The sequence below is a fragment of the Kitasatospora griseola genome (assembly GCF_044999035.1).
In the GTDB taxonomy this organism is placed as follows: Bacteria; Actinomycetota; Actinomycetes; order Streptomycetales; family Streptomycetaceae; genus Kitasatospora; species Kitasatospora griseola.
In genome coordinates this window covers 5109734-5128727 of sequence record NZ_CP173360.1, presented here as the reverse complement: position 1 = coordinate 5128727, position 18994 = coordinate 5109734, and the positions used below count along the sequence as shown (strand labels likewise).

Here is an 18994-nt window from a genome sequence, read left to right as displayed (position 1 = left end):
TGGCTACTCCCCCGCCTGCACGTAATCGGCGGTGTCGGTGGGCGGAACCCGGTCGGAGCCGGTGGTGCCGGTGTCGGAGACGATGTGGCCGGTGGCGGCGCCGGTCATCGCGGTGCCCAGATCCTCCGCGGTGACGGTGGCCGGGTCGGCGTCGGCGACCAGCGCGCCGCGGTAGATCACCCGGATGGTGTCGGACAGGCCGATCAGCTCGTCCAGGTCGGCGGAGATCAGCAGCACCGCCAGGCCTTCGCGCTGCGCGGAGCGGATCTGCTCCCAGATCTGCGCCTGCGCGCCGACGTCCACGCCGCGGGTCGGGTGGGCGGCGATCAGCAGCTTCGGGTCGTGGCTCATCTCGCGGCCGATGATCAGCTTCTGCTGGTTGCCGCCGGACAGCGACGCCGCGGTGACCTCGATGCCGGGGGTGCGGACGTCGTACTGCTCGACGATCCGCTGGGTGTCGGCCCGGGCGCCGGCCGGGTCGAGCAGCGCGCCCTTGGAGTTGGGGCGCTCGGTGACGTGGCCGAGGATCCGGTTCTCCCAGAGCGGGGCCTCCAGCAGCAGGCCGTGCCGGTGCCGGTCCTCCGGGATGTAGCCGATGCCGGCCTCGCGGCGGGCCCGGGTGCGGGTGCCGGTCAGGTCGGCGCCGTCCAGCGTGACGGTGCCGGCGTCCAGCGGCAGCATGCCCATGATCGCCTCGACCAGTTCGGCCTGGCCGTTGCCCTCGACACCGGCGATGCCGAGGATCTCGCCCTTGTGGATGCGCAGCGAGATGTCGTCCAGCACCACGCGCTCGACGCCCTCGGCGTCCGGCTTGGCGATCCGCAGGCCCTCGACGCGGAGCATCTCCACGTCGGTGACGGTGGACTCGCGGCTCTCCGGGGAGGGCAGTTCGGCGCCGACCATCAGTTCGGCCAGCTGGCGGGCGGTGACGACCTTCGGGTCGGCGTCGCCGACCGTGGTGCCGCGGCGGATCACGCTGATCGCGTCGGCGACCGACAGCACCTCGTGCAGCTTGTGCGAGATGAAGATGACGGTGACGCCCTCGGCCTTGAGCTCGCGCAGGTTGTCGAACAGCGCGTCGACCTCCTGCGGGACCAGGACCGCGGTCGGCTCGTCCAGGATCAGGATCCGGGCGCCGCGGTACAGCACCTTGAGGATCTCCACGCGCTGCCGGTCGGCCACGCCGAGGTCCTCGACCAGCTCGTCCGGCCGCACGCCGAGGCCGTACTGGTCGGACAGCTCGCGGATCTTCGCCTTCGCCTTCGCGCCGATGCCGTACAGCTTCTCGCTGCCCAGGACGATGTTCTCCCAGACGGTGAGGTTGTCGGCCAGCATGAAGTGCTGGTGCACCATGCCGATGCCGCGGGCGATCGCGTCGCCCGGGGTGGCGAAGACCACCTGCTCGCCGTTGATGGCGATGGTGCCCTCGTCCGGCTTCTGCATCCCGTAGAGGATCTTCATCAGGGTGGACTTGCCGGCGCCGTTCTCGCCCATCAGGGCGTGCACGGTGCCGCGCTGCACGGTGATGTCGATGTCGTGGTTGGCCACCACACCGGGGAAGCGCTTGGTGATGCCGCGCAGTTCGACGGCCGGTGTCGCCGTCCCCGCGCTGGGGATGCCGCCGGGGGAGGCGGAGTCGGAGGGGGTGATGGCGATCTCCTGCTGGTCGTCGGGCGCTTCGTCGCGCTGGAGGCTCAAGAGGGAACCCTGGGGTGGTGCAGCCGCCGGACGGACACCGGGGTGCGGCATGGGCAGGGGCCCGGGGGATGCGCAGCGCGCATCCCGTCCGAGCCCCTTCCGTGAGATGTGTCAGACCACTGCGCCGCCCGGCGGGCGGGCGGCGCACCGGCAGGGGATCAGCCCTGCGGGACGGTCGGGACCTTGGTCGCGCCGCTGGTGATCTGCTGGGTGGCGGCGTCGATCTTCGCCTTGATGTCGTCGATGAAGCCACCGGTGACGGACAGCGACACGCCGCCGTCCTTCAGGTCGAAGTTCTTCACGCCGCCCTGGGCGTTGCCGTCCTTGGCCGACTTGATGAAGGAGAACACCGCGGTGTTCACGTTCTTCAGCATCGAGGTGAGGATGTGGTCCTTGTACTTCGACAGGGCCGGCTGGTTGGCCTGGTCGGAGTCGACGCCGATCGCCCACTTGTTGCCCGGGGCGGTGGCGACGGCCTCGATGGAGCCGCTGCCGGAGGAGCCGGCGGCGGAGTAGATGACGTCCGCGCCCTTGTCGAGCTGGCCCTGCGCGGCCTGCTTGCCCTTGCCCGGGTCGGCGAAGCCGGTGTTGTCCGGCGGGGTCGACAGGTAGGTGACCTCGACGGTGATGTCCGGGGTGACGGACTTGGCGCCCGCGGTGTAGCCGGCCTCGAACTTCTTGATCAGCTCGGACTGGACGCCGCCGATGAAGCCGACGTGCTTGGTCTTCGACTTGTTGGCCGCGGCCACGCCCGCCAGGAAGGAGCCCTGCTCCTCGGAGAAGGTCAGCGAGGTCACGTTGGACGGCTGGTCCGGCGAGTTCGAGTCGACGATCGCGAACTTGACGTTCGGGTTGTCCTTGGCGACCTTGTTGACCGCGTCCTGGTAGATGAAGCCGACCGCGATGACCGGGTTGAAGCCACCGTTGACCAGCGACTTCAGGCGCTGCTCCTTGTCGGCCTCGGACTCACCGGACTTGGCCTCGGCCTCGTTGATGGTGGCGCCCAGCTCGGACTTGGCCTGGTCCAGACCACGCGCGGCGGAGTCGTTGAAGGACTGGTCCCCACGGCCGCCGATGTCGTAGGCCATGCCGACCTTCAGACCGGAGCCGCCGCCGGCACCGGCGGTGTTGTTGTCGGTGCTCTTTGCGCCGCAGGCGGCGAGCGAGGCGATGCCCAGGGAACCCGAGAGCACGGCCGCGGCGAGCTTGAGTGAACGGCGCAAGGGAGTTTCTCCTTCTCACACACCCGGTTGGCGTGGTCGAGCGCCACCGTAACGCGCGTAGAACACGGTTGTGTTACGGCCTGCACGGGCCCCGGGGTTGTTATCAAAATGTGGTCGTACGCCCGGGCAAATCCGGACATAGCCGCACACTTGTTCAACTCCCGTTCCGCTACTGGCTGGTAGCGCGCCACCACGGTACGCCTCCGCCCCTTACCCCGGAACACGCCTCCCCGCACCCGCCGGAGCGGCCCCGCCGGCCCCGGCCGTCGGTCCCGGCCCATGGAACGGGCCCCCTCCCCGGTGGTCGTTCGCGCGGCGGATCCGGCCGCGCGAACGACTCTCCCGGAAGGGGGCCCGCCCCGGTGCGCGCTCAGATCCGGGCGTGCTCCAGGGCCAGCGAGGCGAACAGCTCGACGCCGATGGCGATCGCCCGCTCGTCCGCGTCGAAGTCGCCCTGGTGGAGGTCGCGGACGCCCTTCTCGTCCGGGCTGCGGACGCCCAGGCGGGCCAGCGCGCCCGGCGCGTGCTCCAGGTACCAGGAGAAGTCCTCGCCGCCCAGGCTCTGCTCGGTCGGCTCCACCACCGGGCCCCGGCCCTCGGCGAACCGCTCGTTCATGGCGCGCTCCAGCTGGTCGATCGAGTCGGCCTCGTTGACCACCGGCGGGACGCCCCGGTGGTAGTTCAGCGTCCACTTGGCGCGGTACGTCTCGGCCAGGTGCGCGACCAGCTCCTCCAGCACCTCCGGCGCCTGCCGCCAGCCCGCCAGCTCCAGGCAGCGCACGGTGCCCTCCAGTTCGGCGTGCTGCGGGATCACGTTCGGCGCCGAGCCGGCCGCGATCCGCCCCCACACCAGCGAGACGCCCCAGCGCGGGTCCATCCGGCGGGCCAGCCCGGACGGCGCCTCGGCGGCCAGCTTGGCGACCGCGGTGACCAGGTCGGTGGTCAGGTGCGGGCGGGCGGTGTGCCCGCCCGGGCCGTCCACGCTGATCATCACCTTGTCGCAGGCCGAGGTGATCGCCCCGGTCTTCAGGGCGATCCGGCCGACCTGCACCTTGGGGTCGCAGTGCACCGCGAAGATCCGCCCGACCCCCTTCATCCCGCCGGCCGCGATCACGTCCAGTGCGCCGCCCGGCATCGTCTCCTCCGCCGGCTGAAAGATCAGCCGCACCGGACGGGTCAGCTCCCCCGCGGCCAGCGCCTCGGCCAGCACCAGCGCGGTGCCGAGCACCACCGCGGTGTGCACGTCGTGCCCGCAGGCGTGCGCCCGGCCGGGCACCGTGGAGCGGTACGGGACGTCCTTCTTGGCGTCGTCGATCGGCAGCGCGTCGATGTCGGCGCGGAACGCCAGCAGCGGGGTGCCGGGCGCGGTGCCCGGCGGGACGAGGTCCACCAGCAGACCGGTGCCGCCCGGGAGCACCCGCGGCTCCAGCCCGGCGGCGACCAGTCGCTCGCGCAGCAGCTTGGTGGTGCGGAACTCCTGGCGGCCGAGCTCCGGATGCCGGTGGAGATCACGGCGCAGGTCGATCAACTCGGCCTGGTGGGCCGCTACTCGGGCCCGGAGGGCGGCGAGCGGGCGGACGGCGGTGACGGTGGCAGCGGCTGCAGGCTGAGGATCGTTCACCTTGACAAGACTAGGCCGGTGAGAGGCTTTTGGCCCCTCTTCCACCAAAGTTCTCACCGTTTGGATGCATACCGGGATCCACGATGGGTATGACTCTTCGATTCGGCCCGCGCCTGTGTTCGGCTCCCTTCGTATGCAACGACCTGCACCGGCGGCCGGACACGGTGACCACTCCCCCGGGGCCCGCCGCCCCGCCCGCGACCAACCCTTCCCCCCGATCGGGTCATGGCCGGGTAAATCTTTCGGCCTCACTCTTGAGCGGCGCACATCAGTCCGAATAGACAGCTGTCGCACAGTCAACTCCGGTGCCGCAGTGGGGTGGGACAGTCCGCCTGCGGCGCGCCTCGTCACGCCCTCACGAAGGGCGGCTGACGCTCCATCGAACCGAGAAGGGGGGACCGACGTGCCCATCACGCGCAATCGGCTCGCCAAGAGCATCGCTCCGGCCACCGTCGCGGCCGCACTGATCATCACCACCCTCGGCGCGGCCGTTCCGGCCACCGCCGCCACCCCCGTGGGCGACACCGCCCGCGCCCTGCCGGGCACCCACCCGGAGTGGGCCACCCCGCAGGCCGACGCGGGCGCGGCCGACGCCGCCGCCCCGGCGACCGCCCGGATCTACCTGGCCGGCCGCGACGCGAGCGGCCTCGCCGCCCTCGCCCAGGCCGTCTCCGACCCCAAGTCCCCGAGCTACGGCCGGTACCTGACGTCCGCTCAGGTCCAGGCGAAGTTCGGCGCCACCCCGGAGCAGGTCAAGGCCGTCACCGACTGGGTGTCCGCCGCGGGCCTCACCGTCTCCGCCTCCAACGCCCACTACGTGCAGGTCGCCGGCTCCACCGCCGCGATGACCAAGGCGTTCGGCACCGGCTTCCACAACTACCGCACCGCGGACGGCACCCACCGGGCGCCGACCGCCGACGCCAAGGTGCCGGCCTCCGTCTCCGACGCCGTCCTCGCCGTCTCCGGCCTGGCCGACTCGATCCACAAGAACGTCTCCTCCGCCACCTCGGTCCGCGAGGCGGAGCAGCGCCTGAACGCCGCCGCCAAGCTCGCCGGCCCGGACAAGAAGGACCCGGCGACCCTGCCGACCGTCGCGACCTGCTCCGAGGACGGCTATGGCTCGAAGACCGCCAAGGGCGCCCCCGAGGGCTACGAGAAGAACGAGCCGTTCGCCCCCTGCTCGTACATCCCCTCCCAGCTCCGCAAGGCCTACGGCGTCACCGACGCCAAGGTCGGCGGCAAGGGCGCCCGCGTCGCCATCATCGACGCGTACGGCCTGTCCACCATGGAGCAGGACGCCAACCACTTCTCCACCCTGCACGGCGACCAGCCGTTCAAGCCGGGCCAGTACACCGAGTACGTCACCCCGGACAAGTGGGTCCACGAGGCCGAGTGCGGCGGCCCCGCCGGCTGGGCCGGCGAGGAGGCGCTCGACGTCGAGATGGTGCACGGCCTCGCGCCGGACGCCAACGTCGTCTACGTCGGCGGCAACTCCTGCTACGACGAGGACCTCTACGACGCCATGGCCAAGGTCGTGGACGAGCACCTCGCCGACGTCGTCTCCAACTCGTGGGGCGAGATCATGCACGGCAAGTCCGGCGACATCGACCCCGCCGTGGTGGCCGCCGACAACCAGATCTTCCAGCTGGGCGCCCTCACCGGCATCGGCTTCACCTTCTCCTCCGGCGACTGCGGCGACAGCTCCCCGGGCGCGGCCGCCACCGGCGTCAACTGCGAGGCCGACACCAACCAGGCGCAGGCCGACTGGCCGTCCGCGTCCCCGTGGGTCACCTCGGTCGGCGGCACCGCCCTCCAGCTGAACGACAAGGCCGGCAAGTACGGCCACGAGGTCTCCATGGGCGACCTGCGCTCGGTGCTCTCCGCCGACCAGAAGTCCTGGACCCCGATGCCGGGCAAGTTCTACTTCGGCGGCGGCGGCGGTGTCTCCAAGGACTTCGCCCAGCCGTGGTACCAGCAGGGCGTCGTCCCGGACCGCATCAGCCGGACCGCGGCCGACGGCAGCACGTCCAAGACCCCGCTGCGCGCCACCCCCGACATCGCGATGAGCGGTGACCTGGTGGCCGCCACCCTGGTCGGCTTCACCGCCGACGGCGCCTACAGCGAGGGCGGCTTCGGCGGCACCTCGGTCTCCGCCCCGGAGACCGCGGCCATGTTCGCCAACGCCATCGAGGCCCGCGGCGGCCGCGCCCTCGGCTTCGCCAACCCGGCCCTGTACGACCGCGCCGCCACCAACGCCTTCCACGACGTGGACGACAACGCCGTCCACACCAAGCGCGGCAACGTCGTCGACCTCGGCGTCGTCAACGGCGCCCTGAAGGTCCGCCTCTACAAGATCGGCGCCGACTTCGGCCTCTCGGCCGCCGACGGCTACGACACGGCCACCGGCCTGGGCTCCCCGGGCAAGGGCTTCTTCAAGTCCTTCGCCATCAAGAAGTAACCCGTAGAACGCAGTCGAGGGGTGCTGGGGATCCTTCCCCGGCACCCCTCTTCGCTTACAGCGACGTGCGCGTGGGCGCGCCCCTCAGAAGCGGTCCACCGGCACGTAGGTGCCCCACACGCCCCGCAGCGCGTCGCACACCTCGCCGACCGTCGCGCGAGCCGCCAGCGCCTCCTTCATCGGGTACAGCACGTTGTCCGTCCCCTCCGCCGCCTTGCGCAGCAGGGTGAGCGAGCGGTCCACCGCCGACGAGTCCCGGTCCGCCCGCAGCCGCGCCAGTCGCTCCGCCTGCTGCGCCTCGATCGCCGGGTCGACCCTGAGCGGCTCGTAGGGCTCCTCCGCCGCGAGCTGGAAGCGGTTGACGCCGACCACGGTCCGCGTGCCGGAGTCCTGCTCCTGCTGGATGCGGTACGCGGTGCGCTCGATCTCGCTCTTCTGGTAGCCCTGTTCGATGGCCGCGACGGCGCCGCCCATGTCCTCGACCTTGGCCATCAACTCCAGCGCCGCGGCCTCCAGTTCGTCCGTCATCGCCTCGACCACGTAGGAGCCCGCGAACGGGTCGACGGTGGCGGTGATGTCGGTCTCGAAGGCGAGCACCTGCTGGGTGCGCAGCGCGAGCCGCGCGGACTTCTCGGTGGGGAGCGCGATCGCCTCGTCGAAGGAGTTGGTGTGCAGCGACTGCGTCCCGCCGAGGACGGCGGCGAGCGCCTGCACGGAGACCCGGACGAGGTTGACCTCGGGCTGCTGGGCGGTCAGCTGGACGCCGGCGGTCTGGGTGTGGAAGCGCAGCATCTGCGACTTGGGGTTCTTCGCGCCGAACTCCTCCTTCATGACACGGGCCCAGATCCGGCGCGCGGCACGGAACTTGGCGACTTCCTCCAGCAGAGTGGTGCGGGAGACGAAGAAGAAGGAGAGCCGGGGCGCGAAGTCGTCGACGTCCATGCCGGCGGCGACCGCGGTGCGCACGTACTCGATGCCGTTGGCGAGGGTGAAGGCGATCTCCTGCGCGGGGTTCGCCCCGGCCTCGGCCATGTGGTAGCCGGAGATGGAGATGGTGTTCCACTTGGGGATCTCGGCCCGGCAGTACTGGAAGACGTCGGCGATCAGCCGCAGCGAGGGCTTGGGCGGGAAGATGTAGGTGCCGCGGGCGATGTACTCCTTGAGCACGTCGTTCTGGATGGTGCCGGTGAGCCTGTTCGACGGCACGCCCTGGGCCTCGCCGACCAACTGGTAGAGCAGCAGCAGCAGCGAGCCGGGTGCGTTGATGGTCATCGAGGTGGAGACCTCGCCCAGCGGGATGCCGCCGAACAGGACGTTCATGTCCTCGACGCTGTCGACGGCGACGCCGACCTTGCCGACCTCGCCGTGCGAGATCGCCGCGTCCGAGTCGTAGCCCATCTGGGTGGGCAGGTCGAAGGCGACTGACAGGCCCATGGTGCCGTTGGCGATGAGCTGCTTGTAGCGGGCGTTGGACTCGGCGGCGGTGCCGAAGCCGGCGTACTGGCGCATCGTCCACGGCTTGCCGGTGTACATGGTCGGGTAGACGCCGCGGGTGAACGGGTACTGGCCGGGGGTGCCGAGCCGGCTCGCGGCGTCGAAGCCGGCCAGGGTCTCGGGGCCGTACACCGGCTCGATCGGCAGGCCCGACTCGGTGCGGCGGGGCTCGGCTGCCATGGATGTCCTCCGCGGAAGGTGATGGGGGGTTGGCGCCGATTGACGCCTCGGCTGGATACGCAATGTAGCCGCGCCCCTCACGGGCAGACAGGTGCCACGGCTGGGAGCTTGCTCACAACACGTGCGAACCGTTCCTTGGGATGATCCACCTGCACCGAACACCAGGCCGAGACACGAGGAGTGGGACATGAGCGAGCAGAAGGTGGCAGTGGTCACCGGCGCCAGCAGCGGCATCGGGGCGGCGACCGCCCGACGGCTGGCCGCGGACGGCTTCCAGGTGGTGCTGACCGCCCGCCGCACCGAGCGGATCGAGGCGCTGGCGAAGGAGCTCGGCGGCCGGGCCTTCACCCTGGACGTCACCGACCGGGCCGCGGTGGACGCGTTCGCCGCCGAGGTCGGCCGGGTGGACGTGCTGGTGAACAACGCGGGCGGCGCGCTCGGCGCGGAAAGCGTCGAGACCGGCGACCCGGCGGACTGGCGCACCATGTTCGAGGTCAACGTGATGGGCGTGCTGCACCTGACCCAGGCGCTGCTGCCCGCGCTGCGCGCCACCGGGGACGGCACCGTGCTGATCATGTCCTCGACGGCGGCGCTGGCCGCGTACGAGGGCGGCGGCGGCTACGTGGCGGCGAAGCACGCCGTCCACTCGGTGGCGCAGACCCTCCGCCTCGAACTCGTGGGCGAGCCGATCCGGGTGATCGAGATCGCGCCCGGAATGGTGAAGTCCGAGGGCTTCGCGTTGACCCGGTTCCGCGGCGACCAGGACAAGGCCGACGCGGTGTACGCGGGCGTCGCCGAGCCGCTCACCTCCGAGGACGTCGCCGACACCGTCTCCTGGGCGGTGACCCGTCCGGCACACGTCAACATCGATCTGCTGGTGGTCCGGCCCCGGGCGCAGGCGGCCAACCACAAGGTGCACCGGACCGGCTGACCGGACCTCGGTGAACGACAACGGCGGCGGGTCACAACTTGATAGCTCGATCGGATGAAATCGGCCCGCCGCCTCCCCAACTGATGAACCCTCAACTACCGTGGAGGCGCTGCCCCGCCGAGCCGTCGCCGACTCCGGGCGGAGGCACTGCCACACCCTCCCTCTGTCTCTGCAGCATCCCCCCTTCCCGCCCTCACGAGGAGGATCCGCTGGCCAGCGACATCCCGCCGCAGCGTCTCGACGTGCGGACGGATCCGTCCCTACTGGGACTGCACCGGTTCAACGAGGCCGACTCCGGCGCGGTCGAGGAGGCGCTGCTCGCCTGCTGCGGCAGCCACCGCTGGGCCCTGCGCCTGACCGCCCACCGCCCCTACCCCGACATCGGCTCCCTGCTCGCGGCCGCGAGCGAGGCCAGCTACGACCTGCGCCCGGCGGACCTCGCCGAGGCGCTGGCCGACGAGAGCTGGATGCCGCAGCCGCTGCTCGGCATGCGCGCTCCCGGCAGCCAGGCGGCGCACACCGCGCTGCGCGCCGCGCACGCCGCGTACGAGGCGCGTTTCGGCCACGTCTTCGTGGTCTGCCTCGACGGGGTGGACCCGGAGGAGATGCTCGACGCGGTGCTGACCTCGATCCGCACCCGGCTGGCCAACGACCCGGACGAGGAACGCCTCATCTCCGCCGAGGAGTTGCGCCGGATCGCGCTGACCCGCCTGGAGCACCTGGTGGCCGTCCGGAGCTGACCGGGCGGCCCCGGGCCGTGCTGCGAGCGCTTCGTCACGGAGCGTCGGAGTTCCCGTTCCGATTAGCCCGTGCGTGCCTGATTGATCACAGCAGGGGCCCCCGACGGCGGAGGGGCGCGGCGCGTCGATAGGATGCTCGCGGCCGGTGGACCGTATCCGGCCGGGCTGACCGACAGAAAGCCGGCCGAGCCCCCAATCCGCTTCCGGAGGGTTTTCCGTGCCGGCTGGAACGCTGTACCGCGGCCGGGAAGGCATGTGGAGCTGGGTGGCTCACCGAGTCACCGGCGTCCTGATCTTCTTCTTCCTGTTCGCACATGTCCTGGACACCGCCCTGGTGCGGGTGTCGCCCGAGGCGTACGACTCGGTGATCGCCACCTACAAGGTGTGGATCGTGAACCTGATGGAGTACGGCCTGGTGGCCGCCATCCTGTTCCACGCCCTGAACGGCCTTCGCGTCGTGGCGGTCGACTTCTGGGCCAAGGGCCCGAAGTACCAGAAGCAGATGCTGTGGACCGTCGTCGGCATCTGGGTCGTCCTGATGGGCGGCGCCTTCTACCCCGTTCTGCAGCACACCCTTCGCACCTGGTTCGGGGGCTGATCCGGCATGTCCACTGAGACCAAGGACCTGGTGGTCCCCTCGCTCCAGGCCCACACGGGCCAGGGTCTGGGCACCGGCAACCCTGCCGACGCCTTCGTGGTGGAGCCCGCCCGGGCCCGCACCAAGAAGACCCCGCGCCGCACCCGCACCAACTTCGAGATGCTCGCCTGGCTGTTCATGCGCCTGTCGGGTGTCGTCCTGGTGGTGCTGGTCCTCGGCCACCTGCTGATCAACCTGATGCTGGACGGCGGCGTCTCGAAGATCAGCTTCGCCTTCGTGGCGGGCCGCTGGGCTTCCCCGTTCTGGCAGATGTGGGACCTGCTGATGCTGTGGCTGGCGATGCTGCACGGCTCGAACGGCATGCGCACCGTCATCAACGACTACGCGGAGAAGGACGCCACTCGTCTGTGGCTGAAGGGTCTCCTCGGTGTCGCGACCGTCTTCACGGTCGTCCTCGGCACCCTGGTGATCTTCACCTTCGACCCGAACATCTGACGAGCCACCAGAGGCGACTGACCCCATGCAGATTCACCAGTACGACACCGTCATCGTCGGCGCCGGCGGCGCCGGCATGCGCGCGGCCATCGAGTCGACCCAGCGCAGCCGCACCGCGGTTCTGACCAAGCTCTACCCGACCCGGTCGCACACCGGCGCGGCGCAGGGCGGCATGTGTGCCGCGCTCGCCAACGTCGAGGAGGACAACTGGGAGTGGCACACCTTCGACACGGTCAAGGGTGGTGACTACCTGGTCGACCAGGACGCCGCCGAGATCATGTGCAAGGAGGCCATCGACGCGGTCCTCGACCTGGAGAAGATGGGTCTCCCCTTCTCCCGCACCGACCAGGGCCGGATCGACCAGCGCCGCTTCGGCGGTCACTCCCGCAACCACGGTGAGGCCCCGGTCCGCCGGTCCTGCTACGCCGCGGACCGCACCGGCCACATGATCCTGCAGACGCTGTTCCAGAACTGCGTCAAGCACGGTGTGGAGTTCTTCAACGAGTTCTACGTCCTCGACCTGCTGATCAACGAGGGCAAGACCGCCGGCGTGGTGGCCTACGAGCTCGCCACCGGCGAGATCCACGTCTTCCAGGCCAAGGCCGTGGTGTTCGCCTCCGGCGGCACCGGCAAGATGTTCAAGGTCACCTCGAACGCGCACACCCTGACCGGTGACGGCCAGGCCGTGGCGCTGCGCCGCGGCCTGCCGCTGGAGGACATGGAGTTCTTCCAGTTCCACCCGACGGGCATCTGGCGGATGGGCATCCTGCTCACCGAGGGCGCCCGCGGCGAGGGCGGCATCCTGCGCAACAAGGACGGCGAGCGCTTCATGGAGCGCTACGCCCCCGTCATGAAGGACCTCGCGTCCCGTGACGTGTGCTCCCGCGCGATCTACTCGGAGATCCGGGCCGGCCGCGGCTGCGGCCCCGACGGTGACCACGTCTACCTGGACCTGACGCACCTCCCGCCGGAGCAGCTGGACGCCAAGCTGCCCGACATCACCGAGTTCGCGCGCACCTACCTCGGCATCGAGCCCTACACGGACCCGATCCCGATCCAGCCCACCGCGCACTACGCGATGGGCGGCATCCCGACCAACGTCGAGGGTGAGGTCCTGAGCAACAACACCGACATCGTTCCCGGCCTGTACGCCGCGGGCGAGGTCGCGTGCGTGTCGGTGCACGGCGCCAACCGCCTGGGCACCAACTCGCTGCTGGACATCAACGTGTTCGGCCGCCGCGCGGGCATCGCCGCCGCCGCGTACGCCGACAACCACGACTTCGTCGAGCTGCCGGAGAACCCGGGCGCGCTGGTCGAGGCGCTGGTCGAGGGCCTGCGGGAGTCCACCGGCACCGAGTCCGTCGCGCAGATCCGCAAGGAGCTGCAGGAGTCGATGGACACCAACGTGTCCGTCTACCGCACCGGCAAGACCCTGCAGCAGGCTGTCGAGGACGTCACGGCGCTCAAGGAGCGTTTCAAGAACGTCGCGATCCAGGACAAGGGCTCGCGGTACAACACCGACCTGCTGGAGGCCATCGAGCTGGGCAACCTGCTCGACCTGGCCGAGGTGCTGGTCGTGTCCGCGCTGGCCCGCGAGGAGTCCCGCGGCGGTCACTACCGCGAGGACTTCCCGACCCGCGACGACGTGAAGTTCATGCAGCACACCATGGCGTACCGCGAGGTGGCCGAGGACGGCTCCACCTCCATCCGCCTCGACTACAAGCCGGTCGTGCAGACCCGCTACCAGCCGATGGAGCGTAAGTACTGATGTCCACTCCGACCGTCGAGAAGCACTCGGCCGCGCTGGACGCGGTCGAGGCGGGCAGCACCAAGCTGATCAACGTCACCTTCCGGATCCGCCGGTTCAACCCGGAGGAGCACCCGGACCCGGTGTGGGTGGACTACCAGCTCGAAATGGACCCGAAGGAGCGCGTCCTGGACGCGCTCAACAAGATCAAGTGGGAGCAGGACGGCACCCTCACGTACCGCCGCTCCTGCGCGCACGGCATCTGCGGTTCGGACGCCATGCGGATCAACGGGCGCAACCGGCTGGCGTGCAAGACCCTGATCAAGGACGTCAACCCGGAGAAGCCGATCACGGTCGAGGCCATCAAGGGCCTCGCGGTCCTCAAGGACCTGATCGTGGACATGGACCCGTTCTTCCAGGCGTACAAGGACGTCATGCCGTTCCTGATCACCTCGGGGAACGAGCCGACCCGCGAGCGTCTGCAGTCGCAGGCCGACCGCGAGCGCTTCGACGACACCACCAAGTGCATCCTGTGCGCCGCGTGCACCTCCTCGTGCCCGGTGTTCTGGAACGACGGCCAGTACTTCGGCCCGGCGGCGATCGTCAACGCGCACCGCTTCATCTTCGACTCCCGCGACGAGGGCGCCGAGCAGCGCCTGGAGGTCCTCAACGACCGTGAGGGCGTGTGGCGTTGCCGCACCACCTTCAACTGCTCGGAGGCCTGCCCGCGTGGCATCGAGGTCACCAAGGCGATCCAGGAGGTGAAGCGCGCGCTCGTCACGCGTCGCTTCTAGTCCCGCGCTGCTCGAAGGGCCCGTCCGGAGTTCGCTCCGGGCGGGCCCTTCGGCGTGCCGTCAGGCGGAAGCGCCGCGGCCGGTTCTGACGGTGGCCAGGGTGAGCAGCAGCGGGCCGAGGAACAGCGCCACCGCCATCGTCCGGTAGTCCTGCCCAGCGGCGGACGCGGTCAGCGACAGCTGGGTGCCGAGGACGGCCGCACCGGCCACCGGGACCAGCGCGGGCAGCCGGTGCCGCCAGGCGTACAGCAGGGCCGCCGCCAGCCCCAGGTACGCCCACAGGGCGCCGCGCCACAGCAGCCAGTCCAGCTGCGGGGCGCGCAGCAGGGTGCGGCTCCAGTCGGCCGCGGAGTGCAGCGGCCGCAGCAGGCCGTGCGAGGACGGGGACGCCTCCGGCACCTCGGTGGCGGCGTGCGGGCCGCCGGTGCCCGCCCACACCGACCAGGCGAGGCGGCCCCGGCAGAGTCGGGCGTCCAGCACCCGGTCCGGGTGCTCCCGCAGCAACTGCCGCCAGGCGGCGGCGAGTTCGTCCTGTGCGCGGCCGGCGGCGGCGGAGTCCCAGCGGTCCGTGAGGGCGGCGGTCGACGAGCAGTCCGCGCCCGCCGCGTCCCAGGCGGCGGGCGGGGCGACCGCGGTCAGCTCCCGGTCCGCGCCGCCGGGGTCGCGGTACCGGGCGAGCGCCAGGTCGGCGGCGCGCAGCGGGTGCAGGTCGCCGGCCCGGGCCGCCGGGTGGCCGAGCAGCGCGAGGGCGATCGGCACCGCCAGCGCGGCGGCCGTGAGCAGCGCGAGCCGGCCGCGGGCCCGGGGCAGCGCCGGCAGCAGCACCAGCGCGGCGATCAGCGCGGCGCCCGCGCCGCGCGGGCCGGTCAGGGCGAGCAGCACGATGGCCGAGAACAGCACCGTCAGATCCAGCCGCTGCGCCGGACCGCCCCGGTGCAGCGTCCCCTCCGCCCGCCGGGCGAGCAGCCGCAGACCGGCCGCGGTGAGCAGCAACGCCCCTGCGGTGGACGGTACTTCCGGGCTGAGCGAGACCACCAGGCTGCCCGTCGGCGGCAGCGCGGCCAGCGCCACGGCCACCGGCCCCGACCAGCGGCCGCGCACCCCGAACCGGGCCAGCGCGGCCACCAGGTGCCCCAGCGCGAACGCCACCGCCGCGGTCTGCGCCAGCGTCACCCCCGCCGGGTGGAGGACCCGCACGGCCGCGTCGTACAGCGGCGCGCCCCCGCCCTCGGCGGTGCCGGTGAACGCCGGGTACCCGGCCGCCCACCACAGCAGCAGCACCGCCTGACAGGCCGCCGCCACCGCGAGCGGCAACCGCAGCCGGGACTTGGCGCGCCGGTGCCGCCGTTCCCGTTCCTGGCGCTGCGCCCACTCGGGGCGGGTGTCGCCGAGGGTGGTGCTGGTGCTCATCGCGGAGCCTCCCACATCCCCTGCTCCCCGGCCCGGCCCTCGGCCCCTCGCCGCCATCCGCCCGGGAGTCGTGCCGGGCAGGCTAGCAGCCGGATTCGGCCACCTCCAGAGGTCCGGACACGCCGAGGGCCCGCCCCGGCCTCGGCCGGAACGGGCCCCGAGGGTCGATCAGGCCAGAACGCCCAGGTCCTTGGGGGTGCCGACGCCCTTGAACGTCACCAGGTGCCGGTCGGCGGTGACGGCGTACAGGTCGGCCTGGCCGTCGCCGTCCAGGTCGCCGGAGCTGCCCAGGGTCGGGTACTCGGCCACCGGGAAGTTCCCGATCACGGTGCCGTTCGCCGGGTCGGCCAGCGCGGAGTAGCCGTAGCTGCCCTCGCCGAGCTTCGGCACGGCGTACGCCCGCAGGACGCCGGTGGACTGCTCGCGCGACCACAGCGCGAGGTTCCCGTTCGCGTCCGGGCCCGGGGCGATCAGGTCGTAGCCGTCCCACAGGCCGGAGGTGGTCAGCTGGGTGGAGTCGCCGAACCGCGACGGGTCCCGCTGAAGCCACAGGTTGCCCTGCTCGACGTCCAGCAGCGTGATCGCGGTCGGCTTGCCGGGCTCCACCGAGCCGAACGCGACCAGTTGCTGCACCTCGCGGAAGCTGGTGCTGTGGTCGGCCGGGCAGGCGACCGGGGCCTTGGCGGTGTCGACGCAGTCGGTGGCGTGGCTCATCAGTGACGGCGACCGGGTGCCGAGCGGCAGCGCGCCCTGGTTGACGTACTGGTACAGGTAGCCCGAGTTGCCGGGGGCGGCGTCGCGCACGTAGACGGTGTCGGCGGGCGCGCCGCCGCCGCTCCAGCCCTTGTGCGCGATCTGCAGCCCGCTCCAGCTGCCGCCCCAGGGCGAGCCCGCGGCGGGGACCACGGTGGTCGGGGTGGTGCTGCCGGCGTTGCCGCTGATCACCAGCAGGTTGCCCTGCGAGTCGGGCAGCAGGATGTCGGGGACGCCGTCGTTGTCGACGTCGCCGAGCGCCTTCGGCGGGTTCGGGTTCGACGGCGCGTAGAAGGTGTAGCTCAGCGGCTGGGTGACCAGGCCGGTGCGGTCGATCGCCTGCACCTGGAGGCTGTGGGTGCCCCACGCGGCCGGCTTGAGGGTGACGCTCGCGGTGCCGTCGGCGCCGGCCTCGACGATGTCGGTGCCCGGGGTGCAGCCGCCGCCGGTGCTCAGGGTGCCGTCCAGCACGTACCGGAAGCAGGCCACGCCGGACCCGGCGTCCGTCGCGGAGAAGGTGAAGACGCCCTTCTGCCCGGCGAACTTGCCGCCGCCGCTCTCCGGGAAGTCCGTGGAGGTCACGGCCAGGCCGGTCGGCGCGGCGGTGTCGACGCCGAACCGGCAGGTCTCGGTGGGCGCGCCGGAACCGGGCTGGTACTCCGGCCACACCTGCCAGGTGTAGCCCGCACCGTCGGTCAGACCGGTGACGGTGACCTGGACGGTGCCGTCGGCCGCGGCGGTGGCGGTGCCGTCGAACACCTTCGCGCCGGTCGCGTTCCACACCTTGAAGCGGGCGGAGGGCGCGGTGGTGCGGGCGGTGAGCACCGGGTTGGCGGTGGTCACCCAGCCGGGCGTGCCGGTGGCGTTGCAGCCGTCCCCGGCCAGGGTCGGCGTCGACGCGACGGTCGGGCCGGTGACCCCGGGACCGGGCACCGCCTGCGCGGCGGGAACGACGAACAGGCCGACCGCGACGGCCGCGGTGGCGCAGGCGGCGAGCAGCCGCGGAGAGGTGGCACGGGACATCGGAGAATCCCCCCAGGAAGTGTTGCCCGGGCAAGTCGATCACCTGCCCGGCCGCGCATCCTGGCACCCCTCGCGAGCTGCACGCAAGCAGAATAATGACGACTCGGCAGCCACCGCCCGCAAAGGGCCCGCTCCGGCCTCGGCCGGAACGGGCCCTGACGGATGATCAGGCCAGAACGCCCAGGTCCTTCGGGGTGCCGACGCCCTTGAACGTCACCAGGTGCCGGTCGGCGGTGACGGCGTACAGGTCCGCCTGGCCGTCGCCGTCCAGGTCGCCGGAGCTGCCCAGGGTCGGGTACTCGGCCACCGGGAAGTTCCCGATCACGGTGCCGTTCGCCGGGTCGGCGAGGCCGGAGAAGTCGTAGCTGCCGTCGGCGAGCTTCGGCACGGCGTGCGCCCGCAGGGTGCCGGTGGACTGCTCGCGCGACCACAGCGCGAGGTCGCCGTTCGCGTCCGGACCGGGGGCGATCAGGTCGTAGCCGTTCCACAGACCCGTGGTGGTCAGCTGGGTCGACTTGCCGAACCGCGACGGGTCCCGCTGAAGCCACAGGTTGCCCTGCTCGACGTCCAGCAGGTTCAGGCCGTAGGGCTGGGCCGGGTCGATCGAGCCGAACGCGACCAGCTGCTGGACGGCGGCGTAGCTGGTGCTGCGGTCGGCCGGGCAGGCGACCGGGAGCTTGGCGAGGTCGACGCACGAGGTGGCGTGGCGGACCAGCGCCGCCGACTGCGTGGCGGGGGCGAACTCGCCGTTGTTGGCGTACTGGTAGAGGTAGCCGCTGTTGCCCGGGGAGGGGTCGCGGACGTAGACCGTGTCGGCCGGCGCGCTGGCGGCGCCCCAGCCCTTGTGGACGATCTGCAGGCCGCTCCAGCCGTTCGCGCCGACGGGCGCCGCCGTCGCGGGCACCACGGTGGTCGGGGTGGTGCTGCCGGCGTCGCCGCCGATCACCAGCAGGTTGCCCTGCGAGTCGGGCAGCAGAATGTCCGGGACGCCGTCGTTGTCGACGTCGCCGAGCGCCTTCGGCGGGTTCGGGTTCGACGGCGCGTAGAAGGTGTAGCTCAGCGGCTGGGTGACGTTGCCCGCGTGGTCGACCGCCTGGACGCGGAGCGTGTGGCTGCCCCACGCGCCCGGCTTGATCGTGACGCTCGCGGTGCCGTCCGCCCCGGCCGCGACCACGCCCGGGCCGGGGGCGCAGCCGCCCACACCCGGGGTGGCGTCCAGCGCGAAGCGGAAGCACGCCAGGCCGGAGCCGCTGTCGGCGCCGGAGAAGGTGAACACACCGGGCTGGCCCGCGTACTTGGGGCTGCCGCTGTCCGTGAAGTCGTCGGAGTGCACACCGAGGCCGGTGGGCGCGGCGGTGTCGACGCCGAACCGGCAGGTCTCGGTGGGCGCGCCGGAACCGGGCCGGTACTCCGGCCACACCTTCCAGGTGTAGCCCGCACCGTCGGCCAGGCCCGCGATGGAGGTCTGGACGCCGCCGAGGGCGTCGGCCGTGGCAGTGGTGTCGAGGACCTTCGCCCCGTTCGCGTCCCACACCTTGAAGCGGGCGGCGGGCGCGACGGTCTTCGCGAACAGCACCGGGCCCGGGTTGCTGACGGTGACCCAGCCCGGCGTGCCGGTCGCGTTGCAGCCGTCGGTGAGGCCGGTGTCCAGGGAGGTGCCCGGGTGGACGGTCGGGCCGGTGACCCCGGGACCGGGCACCGCCTGCGCGGCGGGCGCGGCGAACAGCGCTGCGGCGATGACGGTGGTGGCGCACGCAGCGAGCAGCCGCGGCGAGATGGTTCGGGACAAGAACTTCCCCCAGAGAATGACGCTCGGGCGGATCGATCGA

Annotated in this window: 14 protein-coding genes; 7 read left to right on the top strand and 7 right to left on the bottom strand. The window is 71.7% G+C overall.

All coding sequences use genetic code 11. The features are described from left to right. Positions 1 to 3 precede the first annotated feature (3 nt). From ACI1MP_RS23350 to ACI1MP_RS23340, 3 genes are all read right to left on the bottom strand, one after another. Positions 4 to 1749, bottom strand: coding sequence for an ABC transporter ATP-binding protein (locus tag ACI1MP_RS23350; protein WP_380342568.1), 1746 nt, complete (start codon positions 1747 to 1749; stop codon positions 4 to 6). Positions 1750 to 1856: 107 nt separating this feature from the next. Continuing rightward, positions 1857 to 2921 (bottom strand): BMP family protein, encoded by a 1065-nt coding sequence (locus ACI1MP_RS23345; RefSeq protein ID WP_100587257.1) that lies wholly within the window; start codon positions 2919 to 2921, stop codon positions 1857 to 1859. Positions 2922 to 3291: 370 nt separating this feature from the next. Then, positions 3292 to 4542, bottom strand: a complete 1251-nt coding sequence (locus tag ACI1MP_RS23340) for an amidohydrolase (protein WP_100587256.1) — start codon at positions 4540 to 4542, stop codon at positions 3292 to 3294. 403 nt (positions 4543 to 4945) lie between these two features. Between ACI1MP_RS23340 and ACI1MP_RS23335 the strand changes: the two genes are divergently transcribed. Beyond that, positions 4946 to 7000, top strand: a complete 2055-nt coding sequence (locus ACI1MP_RS23335; protein ID WP_404869395.1) for a protease pro-enzyme activation domain-containing protein — start codon at positions 4946 to 4948, stop codon at positions 6998 to 7000. 84 nt (positions 7001 to 7084) lie between these two features. Here ACI1MP_RS23335 and ACI1MP_RS23330 read toward each other — a convergent pair whose 3' ends face one another. Next, the gene (locus tag ACI1MP_RS23330; protein ID WP_189271412.1) at positions 7085 to 8674 is read right to left on the bottom strand and encodes a methylmalonyl-CoA mutase; all 1590 of its coding nucleotides are present in this window, start codon (positions 8672 to 8674) and stop codon (positions 7085 to 7087) included. 187 nt (positions 8675 to 8861) lie between these two features. Between ACI1MP_RS23330 and ACI1MP_RS23325 the strand changes: the two genes are divergently transcribed. The 6 genes from ACI1MP_RS23325 (at position 8862) to ACI1MP_RS23300 (ending at position 13979) form a co-directional block, all read left to right on the top strand. After that, entirely contained in the window at positions 8862 to 9605 is a 744-nt protein-coding gene (locus tag ACI1MP_RS23325; RefSeq protein WP_043914350.1) for an SDR family oxidoreductase, read from the top strand. Between the two features lie 242 nt (positions 9606 to 9847). Continuing rightward, positions 9848 to 10345 (top strand): 2-oxo-4-hydroxy-4-carboxy-5-ureidoimidazoline decarboxylase, encoded by a 498-nt coding sequence (locus tag ACI1MP_RS23320; RefSeq protein ID WP_100587253.1) that lies wholly within the window; start codon positions 9848 to 9850, stop codon positions 10343 to 10345. A gap of 217 nt (positions 10346 to 10562) precedes the next feature. Next, positions 10563 to 10943, top strand: a complete 381-nt coding sequence (gene sdhC / locus ACI1MP_RS23315) for a succinate dehydrogenase, cytochrome b556 subunit (RefSeq protein WP_043914351.1) — start codon at positions 10563 to 10565, stop codon at positions 10941 to 10943. Between the two features lie 6 nt (positions 10944 to 10949). Next, complete coding sequence (gene sdhD / locus ACI1MP_RS23310) at positions 10950 to 11438, top strand: succinate dehydrogenase, hydrophobic membrane anchor protein (RefSeq protein ID WP_043914353.1); 489 nt, start codon at positions 10950 to 10952, stop codon at positions 11436 to 11438. 25 nt (positions 11439 to 11463) lie between these two features. Then, positions 11464 to 13206: a succinate dehydrogenase flavoprotein subunit gene (gene sdhA, locus ACI1MP_RS23305; RefSeq protein ID WP_380342557.1), complete on the top strand. Its 1743-nt coding sequence runs from the start codon at positions 11464 to 11466 to the stop codon at positions 13204 to 13206. Next, entirely contained in the window at positions 13206 to 13979 is a 774-nt protein-coding gene (locus ACI1MP_RS23300) for a succinate dehydrogenase iron-sulfur subunit (protein WP_043914358.1), read from the top strand. The genes sdhA and ACI1MP_RS23300 overlap by 1 nt, the downstream gene beginning before the upstream one ends. Before the next feature lie 60 nt (positions 13980 to 14039). On the opposite strand, the gene ACI1MP_RS23295 is transcribed toward ACI1MP_RS23300, so the two are convergent. The 3 genes from ACI1MP_RS23295 to ACI1MP_RS23285 all read right to left on the bottom strand — a co-directional run bounded on the left by ACI1MP_RS23295 (position 14040) and on the right by ACI1MP_RS23285 (position 18954). Next, the gene (locus ACI1MP_RS23295; protein ID WP_404869394.1) at positions 14040 to 15389 is read right to left on the bottom strand and encodes a hypothetical protein; all 1350 of its coding nucleotides are present in this window, start codon (positions 15387 to 15389) and stop codon (positions 14040 to 14042) included. Positions 15390 to 15557: 168 nt separating this feature from the next. Further along, a complete protein-coding gene (locus tag ACI1MP_RS23290; protein WP_404869393.1) occupies positions 15558 to 17165 on the bottom strand; it encodes a hypothetical protein in 1608 nt (535 codons plus the stop codon). Positions 17166 to 17331: 166 nt separating this feature from the next. Next, entirely contained in the window at positions 17332 to 18954 is a 1623-nt protein-coding gene (locus ACI1MP_RS23285) for a hypothetical protein (protein ID WP_404869392.1), read from the bottom strand. Between the last annotated feature and the right edge of the window lie 40 nt (positions 18955 to 18994).

Excerpts from the sequence above, each read along its gene's own strand:
- sdhD (WP_043914353.1), top strand. The coding sequence starts at position 10,950 with ATGTCCACTGAGACCAAGGACCTGGTGGTCCCCTCGCTCCAGGCCCAC.
- ACI1MP_RS23290 (WP_404869393.1), bottom strand. The coding sequence starts at position 17,165 with ATGTCCCGTGCCACCTCTCCGCGGCTGCTCGCCGCCTGCGCCACCGCG.
- ACI1MP_RS23300 (WP_043914358.1), top strand. The coding sequence starts at position 13,206 with ATGTCCACTCCGACCGTCGAGAAGCACTCGGCCGCGCTGGACGCGGTC.
- ACI1MP_RS23295 (WP_404869394.1), bottom strand. The coding sequence starts at position 15,389 with ATGAGCACCAGCACCACCCTCGGCGACACCCGCCCCGAGTGGGCGCAG.
- ACI1MP_RS23350 (WP_380342568.1), bottom strand. The coding sequence starts at position 1,749 with ATGCCGCACCCCGGTGTCCGTCCGGCGGCTGCACCACCCCAGGGTTCC.
- ACI1MP_RS23325 (WP_043914350.1), top strand. The coding sequence starts at position 8,862 with ATGAGCGAGCAGAAGGTGGCAGTGGTCACCGGCGCCAGCAGCGGCATC.
- sdhA (WP_380342557.1), top strand. The coding sequence starts at position 11,464 with ATGCAGATTCACCAGTACGACACCGTCATCGTCGGCGCCGGCGGCGCC.
- ACI1MP_RS23330 (WP_189271412.1), bottom strand. The coding sequence starts at position 8,674 with ATGGCAGCCGAGCCCCGCCGCACCGAGTCGGGCCTGCCGATCGAGCCG.